A 23,201-nucleotide genomic window follows, 5' to 3' on the forward strand; every position below is an offset into this window, starting at 1 on the left:
CGCGTAAGCCATCGCGACAGCCGCGACTGCCCGGCCACGACTTACGAACGTCGTGGCCGGGGATCAGCTCGGCATCGAGCCGTGATCATCCCGACTATACGAGGAACGACTGCTTTATTTTTTCGCGGCGATCGCTTCCTCGATCTTTTTGTTGGCGGCTTCTTCGGCTTCCCTCAGAGCGGTGTTCGCATCCTTCTGTCCGCCTACGACTGTCGTGTAGGCCGTATTCAGAAATCCCGGCACTTGGCTGAAATACGAGTTGAACGGATAAGGGGAAGCGGCGGCTTCGAGCGGCACGGCCGCTTTCAAATTTTTGCCGGCCAGCTTCGGAACGCCGGTGCCGAGCACGGACATCAAGTTATCGATTTTGATCGGCGGTACGTAGCCCAGCTTGGCGAACTCCTTCTGGAACTCCTCGGAACCGATGTAAGCGGCCGCGAGGAACGCCTGGTTGCGGTTTTTGCTCGTGCTGGAGATGGCGTAGAACGGAAGCTGCAGGCCGGGTCCCGCCTTCGGGGCGTCCTTGAATCGCGGCAGCTCGACAAGATCCCAATTGATCGTCGTCGTATTGGCGAAGTCCCAGGACCCGCCGCTTTGGGCCGCGACCATGGCCACTCTGCCGTCCTTCCAGAAAGGGTCGACGTAGCTCGGGACGAACGCATTGCCGTCGATGCGGTGAAAGCGCGCGAAGTTCTCGATGATTTTTTTCCAATTGTCGTTATTGAGAGTTGCCTTGTTCGTCTTCGTATCGATGTAGCCCTGGGACAGCTGGTTGACCGGGAATAGATGCCCGTACCCTTCCTGGAAGCCCATGTATTGGACGCCGCCGTCCTGTCTCGTCAGCTTGCGGGCCAATTCGTATACGTCGTCCCACGTCATGCCGTCCTTCGGATAGGCGACGCCGAATTTATCGAAAATGTCTTTGTTGTAAAATAGCGCCGTCGAGACGGTGGCGTTCGGAATGCCGTACATTTGCCCGTTTGTGCCGAACTGCTTCATTTGATCCAGTATGGCGGGGTACAATTTGTTCACATCGTAGCCGTACAATTTGATCAGATCGGAAACGTCGTTTTCCAGCCTGTTGTCGGACATGAGGGAATAGAACGAAGCGCCGCTTACTTTGACCAGATCGATCGAGACGCCCTGAGCGATCAGCTCGGGGAGAGTCCCGCCGCCGTTCGCCTTGTTGGCGGAGTACGCCTTGAAGGACAGGTTCGGGTATTTTTTCTGGATTTTACTCCCATAAAGGTCCATAAACTGTTCTTGGGTATAAGTGGACGAGTTTTCGAACACGTTGATGACGACCGGCTTCGCAGTCGCCTCCGCGATTCTGGTCGCGATATCGTCCTTCTTTGGCGCACCGCCGTCTCCTGCCGGCTCGGCTGCTTTCTTATCCGTACCGTTTCCGCTACCGCAGGCAGCCAAAACGAGAAGCAGCGTCAGGCTTGCAATCGCGATCGTCCATTTTCTGATCATCCGGGTACCCCTTTCTGAAGTGAACCGACTAAATGACAACGCTTCCATACTCGAAAAGAAATAATTATCTCGAGTGCAGATATTAGTTTGCGAGCGTACGTACGAGTAAGTTTGATAGTGAGAATGTGAGTCCGATGTGAATGCGAGAACGAATGCGAAGTGCGTGCATTTGTGAGTTGCAAAAGCGAATGTAAAGCCGAGCGAATGCAGTACAATACGAGACTGGATGCGATACGAATCCGATGCGAATGTCGAGTGCGCGGTGCCGAAACAAATCGCTTCAAACTTGCGCCCTTTGTCGTTTGCGGTCGTAATCGAGCGGGTTGACCTGACCTTTTGAAAGCCTTTACAAAATCGAGATTCGTTTTTTTCCTCTTCTGCCGGTTCTCCTTTCCAAGTCCAGTATTCTTAGAGGATGCCATGCAATTCAGTATACTGAACTTTATTCAAGATATTGTTCATACCCAGAATATTACAACCATTGACGTCTGTCAATACATACGTTATACGTTATTTGCGACGATCATATTGCTTGCATTACGCCCATCCCTTATCATGATAAGAAAGAGGAAACGCTTGCATAAGGGGAGTGCGGGAGCGTGGATCGTAGCGATTCGATTCGATTCAATTCAATTCAATTTCCCTGCTGCTCCGGTAGCTTCCTTCAGCGTCTTTCCTGCACGGGAGCACGGATAGAACCAAGACCGTTTACGGAGGAAATTATGGAGAAAACTGCGGAGGGGCCGAAATATGCCGTGCCTGCCTTGGAAAAATCGATCGCGATCATGGAATATTTGGCGGCGGCCTCGGATAACGGGGCGTCGTTCGGCGATTTGAGCAAAGAGCTCGGCTTGCCGAGAACGAGCGTGTATACGATATTGAACACGCTGGAATCGTACGGCCTCATACGCAAAAGCCCCGGCGGCACCTACCATCTCGGTTTGAAGCTGTACAGCCTGGGCATGTCGGCGATCCGGGGTATCGATACGGGGACGACAATTGTTCCGTATATGGAACGACTGCGGGACGAAACGAATTTCACCGTACATTTGGGCATTTATGACAAGGGAGAATTCGTCACCCTGGAAAAGATCGAAGGGGCCGGCATGGTCCGTTTCCAATCGTTTGCGGGCGAGCGGAAAAGGATGAATACGTCCGCCGTCGGGAAAGCGATCGCGGCTTATTTGCCGGAGCGGGAGCTGCAGCTCGTGATCGCCAAAGGGCTGCTCTTGCTGACTCCGAACTCGATCGGCACGGAGGCCGCTTTCCGCGAGCATTTGCGGCAAGTACGCGGCTCCGGCTACGCGATCGATGACGAGGAAGGGGAGATGGGCGTCCGCTGCATCGGGGTGCCGTTGTTCATGAGCGACGGTATCGTATACGGAGCGATCAGCCTGACGACTTTAAAAGGGAATCTCCCCGTGCAATCGCTGCCTCACTTCGGCAATATGCTGATCGAAGCGGGGAAGGAGATATCCGCCCGGCTTGGCTACAAAGGGAATTATCCGATAACGGGACAGAACGAATAAGTTTGTTGTTCACTATTTGTTAATTAATAGTATCAACAACTGTTTTGATCGTTTTTTCTTTGATAACGCTGATTCCATGAAGTATTTTTTCTTGTCATAGAGAGCGATCGGCACTATTCGATGTGGTTTGTTTATTTGATTAGTAAACAACGATCGTGTAAAATATAGGTAACCATCCAATAGAGGAGTCAACCTATCTTATGCCGACATTCGAGGATATCGCCAAGATCGCGGGAGTATCGAAGGCGACCGTCTCGCTCTCGCTCTCGGACAGTCCCAAAATATCCATGGAAACGAAAGTGAAAATTCGCAATATCGCCAAAAACATCGGCTACGACCTTAGCGGGATGGAGGGCGGGAAATGGCTGAGAAACCGTTCCATCGGCATTTTGCACGTCAGCCATAATCCCGATTTCGAGAAAGATTTTTTTCGCGATACGCTGATCGGGGTAACGGAGGATGCGACGAATAAAGGGTACGACGTCGTATTTATCGGAAGCCATATGCAAAAAAATATTAACGACACATCCGAGGATATCGCCGAGAAGGTCATGCAGTCCGGTGTCGAAGGCGTCGTCGTCATCTCGTCGATTCCGAATCTGAAAGGGTTCGGGAAGCTTCAGGACATGCATTTTCCGATGGTGTTCGTCGGCAACCGGAAGGTCGACGGCTCCGCCCGGCAAATTTTCAACGTATGCTCCGACCATTACAGCGGGGGCAAGATGGCCGCCGAATATTTATTCGACGATCTCAAGCATACCCGGATTGCGCTGGTCGGACGTCATAACATGCCGCACTGGGAGCAAGACAGGGCGAACGGCTTTTTCTCGCACTTGAGAAATTCGGGGCTCGCGGACATCGAGAACGACAAGGTTCTCGTCTCCGAACGGTATAAGCCGGACGATGAAGGCTGGACGAAGCTGAGCCGGATTGAGCCGACCGCCATATTCGCCGTCAATGCGAGCATCGGGATATCCGTCCTGCATTATTTGCGATCCGTTCAGAAACGGATTCCGCAGGACGTCTCCGTCATCGTATTCGACGATTTCGCATCGTTTCCGTACGAGCACCCGCCCGTCACGGTCATCAAGCAAAACAAGGAAGCGCTCGGCAGCCTCGCCGTCAAGGTGTTGACCGATCTGTTGGAGAAATCGAAATACCCTCCCCGGCAGATGCTCATCTCGACCGAGCTGATCGAGCGGGAATCTTGCGCGGCTGCGCAAATCTAACGCAGAGGGGGAAGGCGTATGCAACAACCGATCCTGAAATTCGGCATGGTAGGCGGCGGAGAAGGATCCTTGATCGGCGACATTCATTGCAGGGCCGCGGCGTTCGACCGCCGGAGCGAGATCGCGGCCGGCTGCTTTTCGCGGGATGCGGCCAAGTCTGCCGCTACCGGGCGCAAGCTCGGAATATCGCCCGACAGGGTATATTCCACTTACGAGGAGATGGCGGAGAAGGAAGCGGCCCGGGACGACCGGATCGATTTCGTCTCCATCGTGACGCCGAACAGCTCGCACTATGCAATCGCGAAAACATTTCTGCAGCACGGATTTCATGTCGTATGCGACAAGCCGGTGACGATCGAGGAGAGCGAAGCGAAGGAGCTGGAGCGGATCGCACGGCAGAACGGCCTGCTTTTCTGCGTGACGTATACGTATTCCGGATATCCGATGGTCAAACAGGCGCGTGAGCTGGTCCGGCACGGGGAGCTGGGCGATATCGTCACGGTGATGGCTGAATATCCGCAGGAGTGGGTGCTTAACGCCGACAAGCCGTCGTGGCGTATGGATCCGAGTCAAGGGAAGTCCTGTTGCGTGGCGGACATCGGAGTCCATATCGCCCATACCGTATCGTATATGACCGGACTGAAGATCGATTCGCTCTGCGCGGATATGCAATCGTACGGGACGTTGATGGAGCTCGACAATAACGCCAACATTTTGGTTAAATACACGACCGGCGCGACGGGGGTATATTGGTGCTCGCAGGTGGCGGCGGGCTGCAAGAACGGCTTGAAGGTCAGGCTGTTCGGCTCGAAAGGGTCGCTCGAATGGGAGCAGGAGCGTCCCGACGAGCTGCGGCTGTCGCTCAAGGGCAAGCCGCTTCAATTGCTGTCGCGCGGAAGGGACGCCATGTACCCGGGGGCGAAATCGTTCAACCGGCTGCCCGGAGGTCATCCCGAAGGATTGTACGAGGCGTTCGCCAACATTTATTCCGCCTTCTGCTCGGAATTGTCCGCTCTGCGGCAAGGCGGCGTCGCTGCCGGGTCGGAAGCGGATTACCCGCGAATCCAAGACGGGATCGAGGGTGTAAGGTTTGTGGACAAATGTCTGGAAAGCGCGCAAGACGGCTCTCGCTGGGTCGCCGTAACGGATTCCTGAACTTATCGGATTATTATAAATGGTATATAGGCGGTCCGGGGTGCGCATAGGCTCCGGGCTGTTTTTGTTTTGCGGAAACGATCGGCTAACCGGAATAGCAAAAAGGAAACAACAGGAAAGGAAAATGGGCCTGTTCCGTCGAATGAGTTGTACGGATGATGACCTCGAATCGATATTGAATATGGAATTCTTACGCGATGCCGCAGTACAGCAATTGTTAACCGGGAGGCTCTCGATGATCGACCTACTTCAAGGCACTTCGCTATTTTCCAGCTTGCACAGCAGCCAACTGCAAAGCATTGCGGACAAATGCTCGACCCGAACGTTTAAAGCGGGAACCATCCTGTTTCGCGAGAACGAGATCGGCACCACCTTTTATCTCGTCGTATCCGGGGCGATCAAAATTTATACGACCAACAAGCATGGCGAAGACAAAATCATGACGATTTTGACGAACGGCGACAGCTTCGGCGAGCTGGCCCTGCTCGACGGAAAGCCGAGATCGGCCACGGCTCAGGCGATAGAAGACACCAAAGTCATTTCGCTCGCGGCCAAGCCGTTTCAACAGCTGCTGAAAGAGCATTTCGACATCAATCTGAGCGTTCTCAAGCAGCTGAGCGCCCGGCTGCGCGAGACGAATCAGCAGGTTCAGGATTTGACCTATATGGATGCCCGACAAAGAGTCGTGAAAACTTTGACCAAACTCGCCAACGATTACGGAAGCCGCACCGGAACGGTCGTCCGCATCCAGATCAAGCTGAATTACAACGAGCTGTCGCAATGGGCGGGAGTCCCGAAGACGCTTGTATTCGAAGTGCTTCACGAGCTGCAGTCGAAACGGATCTTAACCGTATCCGGCGACACGTTTCTGCTTGATTTGAAGCAGCTTTGACGGCGCGGGCGGAAGGCCGCAACAAATGGAGGAGCGGGAAAATGGGAAACATAGACAAAGCCGGCTCGCTTGCGCTCCTGCGCCGTTCTGCGCGAATAAACATCCAGAGGTGAATGCGGTTTGATGCACGATCATTTATGGCTTGCTTTCGGGCTAACCTTGGCGGCGGGTTTGGCGACGGGGATAGGCAGTGTCATTTCGTTTGTCGCCTCGACGACGAATACGAAATTTTTATCGTGGTCGCTCGGATTTTCCGCCGGAGTCATGATTTATGTATCGATGATCGAAATTTTTGTGAAAGCGAAAGATGCGCTTGTCGCGGCGGCCGGGAATGCTTTGGGAAGCTGGTTGACGGTAGGGGGCTTCTTCGGCGGCATTTTGTTGATCGCTCTTATCGACAAGTTCGTTCCGGACCAGGGCAATCCGCACGAAATCAAGAAAGTGGAGGAGATGAACAAACCCGCGTCGGCGATCAAGGATCCGGCCCTGCTCAAGATGGGCACCTTTACGGCGCTAGCCATAGCCATCCACAATTTCCCGGAAGGCATCGCCACGTTCGTGTCTACGCTGCAGGACCCCGGACTCGGCATCGCCATTACGGTCGCGATCGCCATACACAATATTCCCGAAGGCATTGCCGTAGCCGTCCCGATTTATTTTGCGACCGGGAGCCGGAAAAGGGCGTTCAAGCTTTCCTTCCTGTCGGGGCTGGCAGAGCCCGTAGGCGCGATCGTTGCCTATTTCCTGCTGCTGCCGTTTTTGACCGATATGATGTTCGGCATCATCTTTGCCGCGGTGGCGGGCATTATGGTGTTTATCTCATTGGATGAGCTGCTGCCGGCGGCGAAAAAATATGACGAAGGTCATTTGTCCATATACGGGGTGATCGGCGGTATGGCCGTGATGGCCGTTAGCCTGCTGTTGTTTATTTGAATCCCCGACGCACATGGCCGTAAAAAAATAACGGAACGCAGTTCCCTTATTCGACTCCGGAAAAAGAAAAAAATCGGAATAACGGAAATGTGCTCCGTTATTCCGATTTTCGGCGCCGGAATGGCCGAGCTTTGCCCGCATTACGGAAAATAGTTCCGTTATTTTCGGGCAGCGCGGGTAATAAGTGGGGATAGCGGAACGAAGTTCCGCTATTTTGACGCGCATGTTCGAGTAGCGAGTTTGTCATGCTTACTGCACAACCGCGTACATGGCCGAGCCGGTCCGTCGCGAGTGTTCGCCTGCGGGATTGCCGCATAACCGAGCAGCGTACGCCCGCAAAGCTCATTCCCTTCAGCGATCCAAACGCCTTCAGCGATCCAAACACCTTAAGCGATCCAAACACCTTAAGCGATCCAAACGCCTTCAGCGATCCAAACGCCTTCAGCGACGTTGTGCGTATAAGGTGAGAGCCATAGGCGGTCGCTTAAGCGAAAAAGCGCGACAAATGTTGCAACGATTTGACCAAACCGCGCCGGTGCTCCTCCACGCTGCCCTTGTACCGGTGATCCTCCAGCTCGATCGTGACCGCGCCGCCGTAGCCGGACAAGTCCAGCTCGAACGCGATGGCGGCCCAGTCCGCTTCCCCTTCGCCGGGAATCGTATATCGCCACGGTCCCTCGCTCGATTTGATCGCATGACCGAATACCGGCGGCTGATGCCGGCCGTACAAATATACGTTCTCCGGCAAAATGACGCAGTCTTTGGCGTGCACGTGGCCGATACGGCCGGAAAATTCGCGCAAAAACCGGATGCTGTCGATCCCGAGCCGGACTAGGTGCGACGGATCATAGTTCAGCTGTAGCGCAGGGGAGGGGACGGCTTCGAACATCGCCCGCAGCATTTCCGGCGTACAGCCGATCGTCGGATAATAGGGCGCATTGCCGGGCCACCCCTCCAGGACGAGGGCGACTCCGGCTTGCTCGGCGGATGCGAGCAGGCCGGGAAACATTTCCTTGAACAACTCGAAAGATTCCTGTCGGGTCGTCGTCGGATCTTCGGGCTTCAAGCACATGAAGCAAAGCTTGCCTCCGCGGGAGGCGGCGGCCTGAATCGATTGGCGGACGCCCTCGAGCGCCTCGTAACGCTTCTGCTCGTCCTTGCTGAACAGGCGGGCGACCTGAAGCGCCCCGACATCGAACGTTCCGATCGCAAGACCGGCCTCTTCGGTGTCCCGCTTCATCTCATCGGTCAATTCCGGCACGTCCACGACCCGGAATCCGCTCTGCGCCATCCACGCGAACCATTCTCTCCACGTTTCCCGTTCGTTTCCCATCGCGATGCCTCTTGTCAGTCTGACGCCGATCGAATGCGGCATGTCTAACCCCTCCGGTTATGAAAATGTCGGAAGCTCAATGACGACTTCCCGTTTCAGCTCCGACGAGCGGAGTATGCCGTCGATGACGGCCTGGTTCAGCAAAATTTGCTCGCCGGGTATCGGAGCGGGCTTGCCGTCCTTGATCGCGACGACGAAATCGCGAACCTTCTCGTAGAAAATATCCAAAGTGTGCGACTTGACCGGTATAGCGCTTTCCGTCGGATGTCCCATAACGTCATGATACAGCGTGATCGAGCCCGGACCTTTGTCCCACGCGCCCGAGGACAGCTTGCTGATGCCTTGCTCCGGCTCGATTTTCAGTCCGCCTTCGGTGCCGAGGAACAACGTCGGGCCGAGGGTGTCCATGTGCATCGCCCACGAAATTTTGAAATTGAGCACGACGTCTCCTTCGAAGCGGATGAGCGCCTCGCCGAAATCCTCGACGTCGAACCGGTCGGCGTCTTTATGGTATTTCGGATTCGTACCGAAATAGTTGGAGCAGTAGGCCGAAACGGTCAGCGGCTTCGGATAGCCCAAGGCGTCCATCGCCAAATCGAGCGAATAGCAGCCGATGTCCGCGATGGCGCCGGAGCCGGATATGTCTTTGCGGATGAAGCCTCTGCCCGGCATTCCGCGCCTGCGGCCTCCCCCCGTTTGCACGTGGTACACTTTGCCGAGCGTTCCTGACTGGACGATCCGCTTGATTTCTTTATGGTTCGGGTCGTAGCGGGGCTGGAACCCGACGGTCAATATTTTGGAGGACCGTTTCGACGCTTCGACCATCTCGATCGCCTGCTCCAGCGTAACGGCCATCGGCTTCTCTGTCAGCACGTGCTTGCCGGCGTTCAGCGCGTCGACGCTCGTCCGGTGATGCGCGATATTCGGCGTGCAGATGCTGACGCCGTCCAGGTCCAGCTCCAGCAGCCGTTCGTGGCTCTCGTAGGGCGATGCTTGCGTCAGTCCGTTTTTCTCGATGAACTCGGCCGCTTTGCCCGGAACGAGATCCGCGACGGCGACCAGTTCAACGTCATTCATTTTCATATAGGCGGCCGCATGTCTGGTGGCGTTGCTGCCGCTGCCGATAATGCCGATCCGAATATTTCTGCTCATGGAAATCGCTCCTCGTAAATGGATATGAAATAGGGCGGTTGCTCGGCTGTCAGTGTTGTCTCGCCGTTCGAAGGAAGCCATACAGAGCGTTCAGAAACTGACCGCGCGTGACCGTCTCCTTCTCGCCGGCAAACCATTCGCCCTGGGGCGCGTTCATCACTCTTGCCGCGACTTGGCTCCATCTCCGCGCCATGGCTGCGGTCAAATAGGGTTGATCCGTCCAATATTGTTCGGGTGTAGGCTCTTGCTTGGGCGCCTTCGGTCCCATATCTGCCCCTGCGGGCAAAATAGCCGCGGTCGCGGGCAAGCAAGGCAGCTGTTTGCCGCCGGGCAGCAATCGGCTTATCGCGATCCATTGCGAAGCTTGCGCAACGGTAACGTCTTCGTCCGGATGGGCTTCGTATCCCGGGAAAAACGATCTGGCGCCGAAATATTGAACCGCCTTGCTCGTCTCGGTGCCCCACGGCTCATCCTTCAAATACGTAATGACTTGTTTGTCCGCGAGCAGCTCGTCTTGCAGACGGTCGACGGACAAGTCGCGAACGTGCCGTCTCGTGGCAAGGCTCACGTCGGCCGCCACGCCCGCGGCGTATCCGATCTGCATCCAGCACGGCTCCATCCGGATCGTGCCGAGTCCCATATGGGTTGCCGAGACGGCGACCGGCACGAGCAGACGGTCGACCCGCTGCGGAACGATGGAACCGTACGGAATTTGGTATATTTCCGTCAAAAATCCGATCGCCATGAAGCCTTCCAACGCGATGTTCTGGCCGATCGGCTCGCGCTTGCGGGTGGCGTGCGAATCGATGCCGTAGTCTCCGCTCGCGATGCTGTCGTAATGGATCGGCGATCTGCCGAGGCCTGGAGCGCGGCGGGCGTCGTTTTCGGTAAACACGTATTCCCCGTGAATCCGTCTCGCTTCACGTACATAAATTTGCGGCGGGAAATGATCGGTATCCTCGAATTCGTCCGCGGCATGCCCCCATTGGCGGGAATCTTCGCGAAACCATTCCGGAAGCTCCTCGTCATTTTGCAGAAACCAGAGCAAGCCTTGTATATATTCGCGGTGACGCTTCACGATCCGATCCCGGACGGCCCAGCTGCCTTCCGGATAATCCTGGTTTTCTTCGGGCAGATCGGTCGAGCATAAGCAGTAATGATAGTTGTTCGTGTCCGTTTTGCCGTTCGGAATCATGACCGTATTGCAAACCTCGCTGAAGCCTTTGACTCTGCCGGCGCTCACGTCCTCGGTCAGGCTGGCATAATCGTTTCGGTCGTAGCTTGCCGGTTTGACGAAGGGCGCTTGGTTGCTACGGTTTTTGGTCAGACACAGGCGGAAGTTGTACGCTTGGATGCGATCGTCCCCGTCGCCCGTGCTCCCCGGCAGCACTTCCTTCGTCCGGAAGTTCTGATACAGCGTGCCGGCGTACTCCTCGTTCCATTCGTCGCGCGATTCCCTTCCCAGCGAATAAGGAACGCCGGCCTTGGCGGCAAGGTCGCCTTCGTAAGTTGCATCGATAAAAACGTCCGCGCGGTATACGGTTTCGCTGCCTCCGCCCATCGGACGAACGGTAATCGACGTCAAGGAATCCCCTTCTTTTTCGACGGAAACGAGCTCATGGGAAACGATTGTTTCCAAATTGGACTCGGCCCCCATCATCCGGGCGAAAATCGTTTTGGCGACGGACGGCTCGAAGCGCAGTCCTTGGCGGCAATGGACGACTTGCTCCGATTCCGGACCGTATGTTTCGATATAATGGTTCAGCACATTGGAAGCGTATTCGCGGAATACCGAGCCGGCCGCATCGAGCGAGTGGATGTCGGTCATGCCGAGCCCGCTTGTCATCAATCCTCCGACATAAGGCGTTGCCTCGATCATAATCGTTTTCCTGCCGCGTCTGGCGGCGGCGAGCGCCGCTCCGATTCCTCCGGGTGTCGCCCCCAGTATGACTACATCAGCATGTCGAGCTTGCATGGAATTGCTCCTTTCGACCATATGGGATAGGTTTTTCAAATGTATGTTAACAATAAGTTAACCTATTTGATAAACTGAAGTATACAGCATGCCATTCTTTTTTGCCATAAAAATTAAATGCGATTTTAACCGAATGATCGAAGGATAAAGCGGTTTTTCTTTATTATATGCGGTTTTTATGCGGATTTATCGCTGTTTTTTGCTTATTTTCTTTGTTTTTGTTAAATTACAGGTCAACTGATCGAGGCTTCGATTTGATAGGGGATTGCAAAAATGTATTGAAAAAGCTAAAGAGTGCCGATATAATTTTAAACAAGTTGTAATGTTATAGTTTAAAAAACATGTCATGCATTGTTGGGAGTGGTGCGATGATTCATTCGGAATCCATTGATGTGTAAAGGTTTATAGGGTTTAATAACCAATTGATCATAAACGCGATCAATTACGCAAGCAAGTACGCAAGCAAGTACGCAAGCAAGTACGCAAGCAAGTACGCAAGCAAGTACGCAAGCAAGTACGCAAGCAAGTATTGAAAGCGTTTGCCGGTCGACAGGCCGACGGATTGTCGAATCGAAAGTACGGGCCGAACCATCGGCGGTGAAGCGGTTACCTTATGTCGCGATATATAATGGTGCCTCTTTAGAAACATACGAAATGAGTATAGGGGGATATTCGGATGACGGTTAAAAAGAAAATGGCATGCGGTTTCATTTCGGCTTTGCTCGTTTTTATGATCGGCTGCAGCGGCAGTACCCCGGGCTCGTCCGACGCGAAGCCTGCGGAGGACAATAAACCGTCCGCGCCGGAAGCGTTGGGACCGGTTTCTTTAACCTTGTTCAAGGAGGATACCGGCGTTTCCGCGGAGACGGTGGAGCAGCTCATTCGCAAAAAGTTTCCGCAAATCGATCTGTTGGTGATCAAAAGCGCCAAAGGAACGATGATCGAGGACGTCGTATCCGGCGGAGTCGTGCCGGATATCGTGTCCCATTCGCTCGGAGGACTATGGAAGCTGAGAGATTTGCAGCTGCTGTCCGATTTGACGCCGCTGATCCAGACGCACAAGTTCGACCTGAGCCGCTTCGCGGACGGCGTCGTCGACGTGGTGAAGTCTTATTCCGACAACGGGCAGCAGTTTCTGGTCATGCCGTTCGAGCTGAACAACAACGCGCTTTTCTACAACAAAGACATTTTCGACAGAGTCGGCGTCGACTATCCGAAGGACGGAATGACCTGGGAGCAGCTGTACGATTTGACCAAGCGTCTTGTCCGCACGGACGGGAACGTGCAGATCAACGGCTTTCACTACAACTTCCTTAATGTCATCTACAAAAATCAGCTGGCGCTGCCGTTCGTCGACCCGAAAACGAACAAGGCGGCGGTCAACGGCGAGCAGTGGGCCAATTGGGTGAAGGTAATGACGGCTTTCTACACGATACCGGGCAATCAGCCGCCGGTCGACGAGAAGACCGCCTTTATGAAAAACCAGACGCTCGCCATGAGAACGGGGCCGAACTATATGACCGAGCTGGCCGCTTCCGGGATGAATTGGGACGTAGTGTCGTTTCCTCACTTCGCAGGGAAAGAAGGAACCGGCTCGCAGATGAACGCTCCCTTCTACACGATCCCGCCGGCCGGCAAAAACAAGGATGCCGCGTTCCAGGTCATCTCGTACCTGATGTCCGACGAGGTAGCCATCGAGCTCGCCCGGCAGGGCCGGATCCCGATTCTGAAGAGCGAGGCGGTGCGCAAGGAATTCGGCAAAGGGATCGCGGGGCTCGAGAGCAAAAACATTTCCGCCTTTTTCAAAGATACGATCGCCAAGCCGGCGCCGCAGACGAAGTACGACGGTGCCGCGAAATCGACGTTCAACAGCGTGCTCATTACGCTTCTCGGCGGGCAAAAGGATATCAATACCGGGCTGCGGGAAATGGAAGAGCAAATCAACAAGCAGATCGAGCAGGAGCAGCGCCGCTGAAGCGGTTAACGGCATTCGCGGGTAACCGCTTTCGCAGGAAGCGCAAGATTTGGCGGGGAGTGAAACCCGCGAACGCATGCAATGGAAAATCCATATCCATCTGGAGGTTGATGATTATGCCTGGAGACGATTATGAGAGCTTGAATGGCGAGCAAGTCGAAGCAACCGAGGGCAACGAATGGAATGCAAACGTACGTAACGGCATGATCAGCAGACGCAAGCTGCTGTCCTCGATCGGCATAGCGGGCGTCGCGATGGCGGCGGGAGGACTGGTGAACTCCGGTTCTGTCGAAGGAAGCGTGTTGAAGGCCGCATACGGCAACGGCAACGGCAATGGCAATGGCAATGGCAACGGCAACGGCACGGGCTCCGGTTCGGGCGTATGCTGTCCCGTCAAAAGCGTGGCCGAGCTGAGGAGCACGCCCGGCGCAGAGGACGGGCGGCAGGTCAGCCTGCTCGGCTACGATGAGGGTACTCCCGGCAGGGGAGGCGGCATGCTGTATTGGGATGCCGTCAGTACGGAGGGGGACAACGGCGGCACCGTATTTGCCGTGAGCGGCGTGGCGACCGGTCGTTGGAAGCGGGAGCAGACGTCAAGACTCGACTTGGCCTGGTTCGGATGGAAAGGGCTCGGAACGGAGGACGATTCCGCCCGCGTGCAGGCCGCTGTCGACGCTCTCGCTTCGGGCGGAGTTATCGAGGCGGGTCCCGGCATCATAAGGATCGAGAGCACGATCGCCGTGCAGTCCGTCCCTATTGTCTTCGAAGGGGCGGGCAGCACCGATAGCGACGGATTTGCCACGCAGATCGTCGTAGCTACGGGAGTCGCCAACGGATTTGTGCTGTCGGGCGTCCGCGGCGGCGGATTCCGCAACTTGCAGATGCGCGGAGAAGGATTGACCGGCGGCAGCATGATCGTCACGCAGCGTCTCGGCGAGACGGGCAATTATATGCTTTCTTTCTACAACGCCAGATTCAAGAACGGCTATAACGGCCTTACGCTCCGGGCGTGCAACACGGTCCGGTTCCAGAACTGCATCTGGTCCGGCTTTAACGGCGAGCAGGTCATTTTGCTGAACGGCGTAAACGACGCTTCCCGGGCGGACCCGGTCGAGTTCGTGCAATGTGCCATAGCGGCCGGTACGGCCAATGTCAATACGGACAATCTCGTGATCGACGGCTTGGGGGGCTCGATCAAATTTATCGCGACCGCGATCCTGTTCGGCCGGCACGGCTTATGGCTCAGAAACAATACGGGACAGGGCGGACCGAAATTTTTATACTTCGAGGGCGGCGGGTTCGAGAATGCCCACGGCGTCCCGGTGCTGCTCGACGCGGGCGCTCAGGTGCAGTTCGCCAATACATATATCTCGTGCGACGGGGAGGAGGACAATGTCAGGATCGCATCCAGCTTTACCGGCATAGCCACTTTTGGCGGCTGCGTCATCCGGGGCTGCGGCCGCAACGGCATCGATATCGCCTCTTCGCGCGTGACCGTGACCGGCTGCCTGATCGGCAACAACGGCAGAACCGCTCATACCGCCTTCTCGCGGCCAATCGCTTCCATTGCTTCCAACGGAGCCGGGGGCATTCGCGTCACGACGGGCACGGAGCACCGTTGGGTGACGGACGACCGGGTTACGCTTCAGAACGTCACCGGAACGACGGAAGCGAACGGCAAGTGGAAAATAACCGTAATCAGCCCGACCGAGTTCGACTTGCAGGGCGTCGCGTACTCGAATGGCTACACCGGGGGAGGAAGCGCCTGGAGAAACGGGGCCGGCATCAACATCCGGTCGGCCGCGTCCAGAGTCGTAATTGTCGGCAATGCGATCGGTTCGCTGCCGGACGGAGTCTCGCGGCAGGACTACGGTATCGTCAGCGAAGCGGCGGACGTGCTCGTGAGCGACAACGATCTGAAGGGCAACACGGCCGGACCGTACCAAATAACCGGGACGCAAACCGCCCAAACGCGCTTTACCGGCAATAAGGGCATCGATCAAATCGACGGATGGCTGACCGCGCAAATAACGGGGCCGGCAGCGAACGGCCTGTACGATCTTAAAAACTTCCTGTACTTGGACGGCCAACGCATCCGCATCGTGAAGGTCACCCGCAAGCTGGCTGCCGGTACGTGCGATATTCGTTTGGATGCCGACGGGGCGAGCGCGGGAGGCAATGCCGTCGCGGCTTCCTCCGCCTTGCAGACGACCAATCTGGTCTCGCCGTACTCGGTGGACGGCATCGGTACCCCGAGAAAGCTGCAGGTCCGGGTGCTGAACGCCTCTTCCGCCGACGGATTGGAAGTGCAGTTCGCTTATCAGCTGGTGAATTGACCCGCTCCGGCGCAGATTTGGGACGTAATGTCCTCATAGTGCAAAACTGTGGCGACGTCCTGCAAATACAGCCCCGCCTCTTTCTCATACAATGATTTTGAACACGGAACGATGATGTTTCACAAGAGGAGGAGCGGGCATGATCAAGCAGGAGGATGCGGAGTTTTACAAGGAGAACGGGTATTTGCTCGTAAAGGGCGTGTTCAACGATCGGGAACTAGAGGCGATGAGAACCGCCCATCGATCGGATCATTCAAAGGGCCGTGGAAGCGAATATGGACCGCAATTCCCGTTGGGGAGGCGACCATACGCCGGAGACGGAGCTGAAAAAGGTAGTGCTGAAGGGTTATCACGATTCCGGATTCGGAGCAAGTCGTACACTGCCGCAGAGGCGTAAGGTTCGAGCCGTCCGTGGCCAAGAAAATGTTGAGGGAGCTGTTGGACGGCGAGCCTTGTCTGACAGTCGTCCTGTCGCATGAACTCGTTTCGGTGAAACTCGAAGGAAGCTCGCTCCGGTCGATTGCGGTTCGCCCGATAGCCGGGGAGCTCGACGTCATCTATGAGGCGAAAGTGTTCATCGATGCGACGTATGAGGGAGATCTGGCGGCCATGGCAGGGGTCCCCTATTCGCTCGGGAGGGAATCCCGGGACGAGTGGAATGAAGAGCATGCGGGAGTCATTTACCAACATTTCAGAACGAAGCAATTTCTGCCCGGAAGTACGGGGGTGGCGGACGACAGGATCCAGTCGTACAATTTCCGGCTCTGTCTGACGAAAAACCGTGAAAACCAGGCCCCGTTCCGCAAGCCCGCGAGCTATGACAAACAGGACTACGTCAGTTTGATCGGCGACGTGGCCGAAGGCAGAGTAAGAGGATTTAGCGAGGCTTGCAATACGATTCTCATTCCGAACGGCAAAACGGATACGAACAACCACCATTATTGCTTATGCTCGACCGATCTTCCCGAGGAAAACCAAGGTTACGCCGACGGTGGCAAGGAAGAGCGCCGGCGATTCGTTCGGCGCCTCCGCGAGTACACCCAGGGGCTGCTGTGGTTTTTGCAGCATGACGAGGAGCTTCCGGATTGGTTCCGTGAAGATTCCCTCCAATGGGGCTATGCGGCCGACGAATTCGAGGATACCGATCATTTCCCGCCGCAAATGTACATCCGCGAGGCAAGGCGCATTCACGGCGAATACGTGTTCACGGAAAACGACGCGAGGCTGGCCCCGGGGATGGGTAGAGCTCACCTTCATCATGACAGCATCGCGACCGGAGATTACGGCATCGATTCCCATGCGACGCAAAAGCGGAAAGGCGTCAATCGGGACTTGACGCTGGAAGGTCTAATGACGGTCGGCCGCTTGCAGCATATTTATCAAATTCCTTACGGTGTCATCGTGCCGCTAAGGATCGATCGGTTGCTCGTGCCGGTAGCCGTATCGGCCTCCCATATCGGCTTCGGGACGATCCGGATGGAGCCGAACTGGATGCAGATCGGATTTGCCGCCGGTGTTGCCGCCGATCTGAGCATCGCCACGGGAGCGGAGCTGCGCGAGCTGCCGATCGATGATCTGCAGGATCGGCTAATCGAAGACAAGCAGATGATTACGTATTTCAAGGATAACAAGCCGGGTATGGAATCGAACGCGGCGGCACAGTATTTCGGCTCCAAAGGGATGATCACGGATGATTATACCGCCGGACTCGATGCGCTGCTCGCCGTCAAGGAGGCTTCCCGATGGATAACCGCGGCTAGGCAGCTGCCCGGCGGCGAAAAGCTTCCTTGCCTTCCGGTGTCGGACCGATACGTTCCGGCCGGAGAAGATATGTCGCCCAGGACGATCAGCGAGGAAGCGCTGCCGCAGGATTACTGGGAAGAACGTCCTCTGCTGAGCCGCAGGATGGCGATCCGCTGGCAGGCGGCTGCGGCAAGAAGTCTGAAGGTTTCGATAGCGGGACTGGTGCATAACGGCGAAGGACTTGTAAGACGAGGCGAGTTTTTAACCGACTTGTATGAGATGCTCAGAACGGCCAGGCGGAACCGCCGGGTATAGGGCGGAACGGAGGCAGCGCGATGACGGACGGATGGGTGGGGGCGAAACGGCTGCTTGATGCCTTCGACGCCGAAATCGGCAACCCGGATATCGCTTTTTTGGTTCACTATTGGGGCGTGACGCCGGCTCATAGGGACAACCCGGTACACCGTCATTCGTTTTTCGAAGTGTGCTACGTCGTGGATGGAGAGGGGACTTATGCGGAAGGCGGGTTGGAATATCCGCTCCGCCCCGGTACTATGTTCTGCTCCCGTCCGGGAGTTCAACATCAGATACGGAGCCGGGGAGGAATGTACTTGCTGTATGTCGCGTTCGAGACGGTCGAGGCGAAGACGGGTCCCGTTGTATGTCGCAGGTTGGAAGGGCTGAAACGGTCCGGGCGGGTCGCGATCGCGGAATGTCAAGGCTCTCCCTCCGTTCTCCTTTGGCGTGCCTTGCTGGACATGGCATCCAGTGGAAAGGCTGTGCGCGAGGCGCTTGCGAGCGCGATTCATGCGCTTCTCGTATCCTTCCTGTCCGAGTTTGGGGAGGAGGAGAGCGAGGAACGGCGGCACATGCCGCTAAACCCGAACGAGAGGCACGTGAAGCGGGCGGTGCTCTATATTCGCAACAACTTGTCCGCACGGCTGCGTTTGCGAGACTTGGCCGAATATTTGCATATATCGGGCCGCCATCTTTCCCGGCTGTTCTCGGACTCGCTCGGCATGTCGTACACCGAATATGTCCGCAACGAAAGGCTGCGGCAAGCGGCGGAGCTGCTCGTTTCCAGCGACATGCCCTTAAAGGAGATTGCGCGGGAAACCGGCTTTCAGACTATCCATTATTTTACGCGGGCTTTTTGCGAATGCAAAGGGATGCCGCCGGGCAAATATCGCGAGACGGGGCGCGCGACGCAGAATGACGGCGGTCTGGAGGCATGGGATTCATAAAGAAGGAGTCCGCTTCGACGGGCTATTCTTTGGTTGTCCATCTACCCATCTGGAAATCTATCGCGATCGCTCTGTAAGATATATCAAGGAAGACAAATGACACCAGGCCCAATGCTGTGGTATAATCGCCAAAGTGAATCGAGCTTGAATAATTGAAAACTCGTAACAGCCAGTAGGTGCCTTGCCGCGTGAGCGGCGAGGGTAAAAGGGAAGCCGGTGCGAATCCGGCGCGGTCCCGCCACTGTGTATCGGGGAGAACCTCATTAGGCCACTGTTCCGCAAGCGGAATGGGAAGGCGGGGAACTCGTTCGCCCGAAAGCCAGGAAACCTGCCTACAGCGCTGCAGCCAACGAAATCCTTCGCGGAAAAGGATCGGCTATCTGGAGATTTGACGTCCATGCACATGGAACGTCCGTATGCGTGTCCCGTTACATGTGCATCTTGCATGCTTCGGGAACTGCGCTGCTGCGGGCAAGCGGCTTCGACTGCGACTGTGCGTGAATCATTCCGGATACCAGCCCCCCTTCCAGCGGAACGGGGGGCTTTTTACGTTGCGTGCAAGCGGTACGGGTTCTCCAACCAATCAGGCCGTTTCCCATCATATCAACTGGAGAGGGAAGAAAAGGGTCATGAACAAGATTGTCGCACTTTTGCTAGTTGTACTGCTCAGTTTATCAATTGCCGCTTGCGGAGCCGGAAGCACGGGAGATTCCACTGCCAAGAACGGAGCGTCCCCCGCTGCTGGTCAGCCTGCCGTAAAACCTGCGGATGCCGCCAACGCAACCGCTACGAAATACCCGCTCAAGATGAAGGATACGACCGGCACCGAAATTACGCTGCAAAAAGCGCCGCAGCGGATCGTATCGACGTCGACCGCCGAAACCGAAATTTTGTTTGCCTTGGGCCTCGGCGACCGCATCGTAGCCGTATCCGACTTCGACAACTATCCGGAGGAAGCGAAGACGAAGACGAAGGTAGGCGGTGTTTCGGCACCGAATGTCGAAGCGGTTCTCGCGGCCAACGCCGATCTGGTCATTACGGGCATCTCGATCAAGGAAGACGCGCTGGGCAAGCTCCGCTCGCTCAACTTGCCGCTTTACAAATTCGAGCCGAAATCGATCGACGATATTTTTGCCAACGTGCTCGTACTCGGCCAATTGACGGACAAGCAAAAGGAAGCGCAAGAGCTCGTGGACAAGATGAAGAAAGAGATCGACCGGATCAAGACCGCCGTCAGCGCCGTCAAGCCGGAGCAGAAGAAGAAAGTATACATCGAGTTCTCGCCGGGCTACACGGTCGGCAAGGGCGAGTTCATGGACGAAGTGCTGACATTGGCCGGCGGAATCAACATCGCGGCCGACACGAAGGGCTACAACAAGATCAATGAAGAGAAAATTATTCAGGACAACCCGGCAGTCATCTTCTACACGACCGGTACGAAAGACAAAGCGGGTCAGACGCTGGATCAAATTATTAAGAGCCGCAACGGATGGGACAAAATCGAAGCGGTCAAAAACAACCAGCTCGTCGGGGTCAATCAGGACACGCTGAACCGCCCGGGTCCTCGTATCGTGGAAGGCTTGCTGACTATTGCCAAGGGCATTTACCCGGATCTGGTGAAATAAGGGAGCTTTTCGGGGAAGGAGTGCAAGTGCTATGAGAATCGTATCGCTCAGCCCGAGCAATACCGAGCTGTTAGGCTTTATGGGACTGGACCGGTTCATCGTCGGGGTGGACAAATATACCGACTGGCCGGCCAGCGTGAACGGGCTACCTAGGCTCGGCTCGGATTTGAACATCGATATGGAGGCGGTCGAGGCGCTGCGTCCGGATCTGGTTTTGGCGTCTCTCACGGTTCCGGGGATGGAGAAAAACATCGCGGGCTTGCAGGAGCGCAATCTGCCGTTCATTACGCTCAATCCGAAGAGGCTGTCCGATATCTCCGACTGCATGATCGAGGTGGGAGAAGCGATGGGCGAATTAGAGCGAGCCCGGGCGGCCAAAGCCAAGTACGAGGACATGCTGGCGCATTACGCGGAGCTTAGCCGGCGCTGCACGGACAAGCCTTCCCTGTATTGGGAATGGTGGCCGAAGCCGGTGTTCTCGCCCGGCGGCGGGAACTGGCTGTCCGAGATCAGCGCCCTGGCCGGAGCGGTCAACGTGTTCGCAGACAACCCGGCAGCCAAGGTCAAAACCGATTGGGACGACGTGGCCGGCCGCGATCCCGACTATATTTTACTCGCATGGGTAGGCGTCAGGGAGCAGTTGGTCAAGCCGGAAAGCATACGGACTCGTCCCGGCTCGGAACGGCTGCGCGCCGTCGCCGAAGACCGGGTGCGCGTCATGGAGGAATCGCTGTACTGCAGACCGTCGCCGCTTCTCGTTGCAGGGCTGCGCAAGCTCGGCCATATGCTGCACCCGGACGTGTACCCTCCGTACGACGCCGAGGAGGCGGAACGATGGTTGAACGGACTTTTGTAGAGAGATAAGCGCTTATATACCTAGGAATCCGCGTAAAACGCGGATTTTTTATTTTAGCAAGTCCAGCTAAGCACGTATCTTCTAGCCGGTGAAAGTCCGGTCGCGGGAGGGGCCAAGCCCCCGCGTAGCTAGGATGCCTGCGTATGGCGAAATCCGTGCGTAGAAGCGCATCGACGAAAGTACCTGTCAGGGACAGGACGAGCATCAGGCCAGGCCGTAACTTGAAGTGAATCCTGCCGCATCGTCAAGAAGGCCTCGACAGAGGGATCAAGCTTGGTTTTTAGAGGGAGACTCGTCAAGCATCAATGTCTGAGCGATATTGCGGCACATCGTCTCTTTGTCGCTCAAACCGGACCAGTACAGCCTCGCTGCCTTTAATACTTCGAGCAACTCGTTTGTCTTCAGTCCCAATTCCCCGATTGTGCGAAATGTAGGGATAATCTCCCTGTACATGCTGAATCGCGACGGCCTGTATATCGATTCTTCGCCCTTCCATTCCGCTGCCAGCTTGTTTGCCGGAATGCTCAACGTTCGTTGGCGGATAATCAGTTGCGCTTCATAGGACGTCAAATAATCGGCCAATATTTTGGCGGCGCCTTTTACTTTCGATTTGCGGTTCACGGCGAGTCCGATCGAGAGCATCAGCGTCCTTTGTTTGTGAAAAGTCGGAATCGGGGCGATCTCGTAAGCGACATCCGCTTGCCGCAATTCGTTCAGTTTATAATAAGTCGTCAGCAAAATCGATATTTTGCCTTGCGCAAACAATTCTCCCGCTTCGGCATCGCTTATCGATAACGGAAACACATGTTCCAGCTTGAGCAGTTTTGCGGGAATATCGAGGCCGTCCGCCAGCTTCGTACGGATCAGATTGCGTAGTTCATCGGGCCGCTCGCGGTCGAATACGAAATCGCTTTGTATCATAAAGATCGGCCAACGGTTGGAGGCCTGAACATCGTAAAAAATTCCGTATCTTTCCTGGGGGATGGACAGTTGCTTCGCCGCATGAAACAAATCGTCCCACGACCAGCTGCTGTCGGGCTCCGGCAAACGCGCCTGTTCAAAATGATCCCGATTGTAGCACAATATAACCGGTGAAAACGTAAACGGGCGGACGAGCTGCTCTCCATTCACGAAGTAGGAATCCAGCAAAAACGGATACGTCTGCGAATCGTCGTCCAGCGGGTCGAGCATTTCAGTCAGATCGAGCTCGGCCAGCGCCTGAAAGTTGACATCGTTAACCGTAAAAAGATCCACTATGTTCGCATCTATATACTGCTTAAAAACGTTGTAAACGTTTCCCGGCGGCAATTGCAGCGCTTGTACCTGAATGTGCGGGTAGCGCCTGTGGAATTGTTCCAGCAGGATATGAATATCCGCTTCTTTGGCAATTGAATTATAGTATACGAATCGGACGACGACGCTCGATCCCGTTGCGGGATCGATGACCCGGTTTCCGACCTTCGGAATTTTCTCGATCAATCCTTCGTCCACGAGCACGTCCAGTCCTTTGCGAACTGTATTGTTGCTCAAATGAAACCGTCTGGCCAGATCCGCTTCGGAGGGCAAAAAGTTGTCGGCAGGAAGTTTTCCCGACATCATTTCCTGCCTTAACGAATCGACCATCTCGTTCAAGCGGAGCGGAGACGTTTTGCGTCCTGGTTTGTTTGGCATGAAGCTACCTCTCTCTATGCTTACTGTCACTTAGCATATCGAAAACTTCCCGCCTCTTCAAGTGTCCCGGTCGGTCC

General features: G+C 55.7%; 17 protein-coding genes and 1 riboswitch. Of the genes, 12 read left to right on the plus strand and 5 right to left on the minus strand.

The annotated features are described in order from the left end of the window. Positions 1-114 precede the first annotated feature (114 nt). A complete protein-coding gene (locus FE784_RS21455) occupies positions 115-1,476 on the minus strand; it encodes an ABC transporter substrate-binding protein (protein ID WP_176706405.1) in 1,362 nt (453 codons plus the stop codon). Positions 1,477-2,198: 722 nt separating this feature from the next. Between FE784_RS21455 and FE784_RS21460 the strand changes: the two genes are divergently transcribed. The 5 genes from FE784_RS21460 to zupT all read left to right on the plus strand — a co-directional run bounded on the left by FE784_RS21460 (position 2,199) and on the right by zupT (position 7,214). Beyond that, a complete protein-coding gene (locus FE784_RS21460) occupies positions 2,199-3,005 on the plus strand; it encodes an IclR family transcriptional regulator (protein ID WP_139604286.1) in 807 nt (268 codons plus the stop codon). Positions 3,006-3,205: 200 nt separating this feature from the next. After that, positions 3,206-4,234, plus strand: a complete 1,029-nt coding sequence (locus FE784_RS21465) for a LacI family DNA-binding transcriptional regulator (RefSeq protein WP_139604287.1) — start codon at positions 3,206-3,208, stop codon at positions 4,232-4,234. Positions 4,235-4,252: 18 nt separating this feature from the next. Next, positions 4,253-5,389 carry a Gfo/Idh/MocA family protein gene (locus FE784_RS21470; RefSeq protein ID WP_139604288.1) on the plus strand — a complete coding sequence of 379 codons (1,137 nt, stop codon included), beginning with the start codon at positions 4,253-4,255 and terminating at the stop codon, positions 5,387-5,389. Positions 5,390-5,624: 235 nt separating this feature from the next. Next, positions 5,625-6,281: a Crp/Fnr family transcriptional regulator gene (locus FE784_RS21475; RefSeq protein WP_176706406.1), complete on the plus strand. Its 657-nt coding sequence runs from the start codon at positions 5,625-5,627 to the stop codon at positions 6,279-6,281. 123 nt (positions 6,282-6,404) lie between these two features. Beyond that, the gene (gene zupT, locus FE784_RS21480; protein WP_139604290.1) at positions 6,405-7,214 is read left to right on the plus strand and encodes a zinc transporter ZupT; all 810 of its coding nucleotides are present in this window, start codon (positions 6,405-6,407) and stop codon (positions 7,212-7,214) included. Between the two features lie 484 nt (positions 7,215-7,698). Here zupT and FE784_RS21485 read toward each other — a convergent pair whose 3' ends face one another. From FE784_RS21485 to FE784_RS21495, 3 genes are read right to left on the minus strand one after another with little or no spacing between them, the layout of a single operon-like run. Beyond that, positions 7,699-8,589 (minus strand): sugar phosphate isomerase/epimerase family protein, encoded by an 891-nt coding sequence (locus tag FE784_RS21485; RefSeq protein WP_139604291.1) that lies wholly within the window; start codon positions 8,587-8,589, stop codon positions 7,699-7,701. Between the two features lie 15 nt (positions 8,590-8,604). After that, positions 8,605-9,699, minus strand: a complete 1,095-nt coding sequence (locus FE784_RS21490) for a Gfo/Idh/MocA family protein (RefSeq protein ID WP_139604292.1) — start codon at positions 9,697-9,699, stop codon at positions 8,605-8,607. A gap of 49 nt (positions 9,700-9,748) precedes the next feature. After that, positions 9,749-11,674, minus strand: coding sequence for an FAD-dependent oxidoreductase (locus FE784_RS21495; protein WP_176706407.1), 1,926 nt, complete (start codon positions 11,672-11,674; stop codon positions 9,749-9,751). Between the two features lie 676 nt (positions 11,675-12,350). Here FE784_RS21495 and FE784_RS21500 point away from each other — a divergent pair. From FE784_RS21500 to FE784_RS21530, 7 genes are all read left to right on the plus strand, one after another. Continuing rightward, positions 12,351-13,649, plus strand: a complete 1,299-nt coding sequence (locus tag FE784_RS21500) for an ABC transporter substrate-binding protein (protein ID WP_139604294.1) — start codon at positions 12,351-12,353, stop codon at positions 13,647-13,649. A gap of 116 nt (positions 13,650-13,765) precedes the next feature. After that, a complete protein-coding gene (locus tag FE784_RS21505) occupies positions 13,766-15,985 on the plus strand; it encodes a hypothetical protein (protein WP_139604295.1) in 2,220 nt (739 codons plus the stop codon). A gap of 139 nt (positions 15,986-16,124) precedes the next feature. Next, a complete protein-coding gene (locus tag FE784_RS21510) occupies positions 16,125-16,382 on the plus strand; it encodes a phytanoyl-CoA dioxygenase family protein (RefSeq protein ID WP_139604296.1) in 258 nt (85 codons plus the stop codon). Then, positions 16,340-18,043: an FAD-dependent oxidoreductase gene (locus FE784_RS21515; protein WP_281287139.1), complete on the plus strand. Its 1,704-nt coding sequence runs from the start codon at positions 16,340-16,342 to the stop codon at positions 18,041-18,043. Before FE784_RS21510 ends, FE784_RS21515 begins: the two co-directional genes overlap by 43 nt. Before the next feature lie 20 nt (positions 18,044-18,063). Beyond that, on the plus strand, positions 18,064-18,972 hold the full coding sequence (locus FE784_RS21520) for a helix-turn-helix domain-containing protein (protein WP_139604298.1): 909 nt from the start codon (positions 18,064-18,066) through the stop codon (positions 18,970-18,972). Positions 18,973-19,130: 158 nt separating this feature from the next. Continuing rightward, positions 19,131-19,322: riboswitch (cobalamin riboswitch) on the plus strand. Between the two features lie 279 nt (positions 19,323-19,601). After that, the gene (locus FE784_RS21525; RefSeq protein ID WP_139604299.1) at positions 19,602-20,597 is read left to right on the plus strand and encodes an ABC transporter substrate-binding protein; all 996 of its coding nucleotides are present in this window, start codon (positions 19,602-19,604) and stop codon (positions 20,595-20,597) included. A 31-nt stretch (positions 20,598-20,628) separates the two neighbouring features. Continuing rightward, positions 20,629-21,453, plus strand: coding sequence for a cobalamin-binding protein (locus FE784_RS21530; protein WP_139604300.1), 825 nt, complete (start codon positions 20,629-20,631; stop codon positions 21,451-21,453). A gap of 267 nt (positions 21,454-21,720) precedes the next feature. Here FE784_RS21530 and FE784_RS21535 read toward each other — a convergent pair whose 3' ends face one another. Next, positions 21,721-23,124, minus strand: a complete 1,404-nt coding sequence (locus tag FE784_RS21535; protein ID WP_139604301.1) for an extracellular solute-binding protein — start codon at positions 23,122-23,124, stop codon at positions 21,721-21,723. Positions 23,125-23,201: the final 77 nt, after the last annotated feature.

It is taken from the genome of Paenibacillus hemerocallicola (genome assembly GCF_006265175.1).
In the GTDB taxonomy this organism is placed as follows: Bacteria; Bacillota; Bacilli; order Paenibacillales; family NBRC-103111; genus Paenibacillus_AB; species Paenibacillus_AB hemerocallicola.

Bases quoted from the DNA above. Each gene is read 5' to 3' on its own strand.
- FE784_RS21455 (WP_176706405.1), bottom strand. From the start codon at position 1,476: ATGATCAGAAAATGGACGATCGCGATTGCAAGCCTGACGCTGCTTCTC.
- FE784_RS21460 (WP_139604286.1), top strand. From the start codon at position 2,199: ATGGAGAAAACTGCGGAGGGGCCGAAATATGCCGTGCCTGCCTTGGAA.
- FE784_RS21465 (WP_139604287.1), top strand. From the start codon at position 3,206: ATGCCGACATTCGAGGATATCGCCAAGATCGCGGGAGTATCGAAGGCG.
- FE784_RS21470 (WP_139604288.1), top strand. From the start codon at position 4,253: ATGCAACAACCGATCCTGAAATTCGGCATGGTAGGCGGCGGAGAAGGA.
- FE784_RS21475 (WP_176706406.1), top strand. From the start codon at position 5,625: ATGATCGACCTACTTCAAGGCACTTCGCTATTTTCCAGCTTGCACAGC.
- zupT (WP_139604290.1), top strand. From the start codon at position 6,405: ATGCACGATCATTTATGGCTTGCTTTCGGGCTAACCTTGGCGGCGGGT.
- FE784_RS21485 (WP_139604291.1), bottom strand. From the start codon at position 8,589: ATGCCGCATTCGATCGGCGTCAGACTGACAAGAGGCATCGCGATGGGA.
- FE784_RS21490 (WP_139604292.1), bottom strand. From the start codon at position 9,699: ATGAGCAGAAATATTCGGATCGGCATTATCGGCAGCGGCAGCAACGCC.
- FE784_RS21495 (WP_176706407.1), bottom strand. From the start codon at position 11,674: ATGCAAGCTCGACATGCTGATGTAGTCATACTGGGGGCGACACCCGGA.
- FE784_RS21500 (WP_139604294.1), top strand. From the start codon at position 12,351: ATGACGGTTAAAAAGAAAATGGCATGCGGTTTCATTTCGGCTTTGCTC.
- FE784_RS21505 (WP_139604295.1), top strand. From the start codon at position 13,766: ATGCCTGGAGACGATTATGAGAGCTTGAATGGCGAGCAAGTCGAAGCA.
- FE784_RS21510 (WP_139604296.1), top strand. From the start codon at position 16,125: ATGATCAAGCAGGAGGATGCGGAGTTTTACAAGGAGAACGGGTATTTG.
- FE784_RS21520 (WP_139604298.1), top strand. From the start codon at position 18,064: ATGACGGACGGATGGGTGGGGGCGAAACGGCTGCTTGATGCCTTCGAC.
- FE784_RS21525 (WP_139604299.1), top strand. From the start codon at position 19,602: ATGAACAAGATTGTCGCACTTTTGCTAGTTGTACTGCTCAGTTTATCA.
- FE784_RS21530 (WP_139604300.1), top strand. From the start codon at position 20,629: ATGAGAATCGTATCGCTCAGCCCGAGCAATACCGAGCTGTTAGGCTTT.
- FE784_RS21535 (WP_139604301.1), bottom strand. From the start codon at position 23,124: ATGCCAAACAAACCAGGACGCAAAACGTCTCCGCTCCGCTTGAACGAG.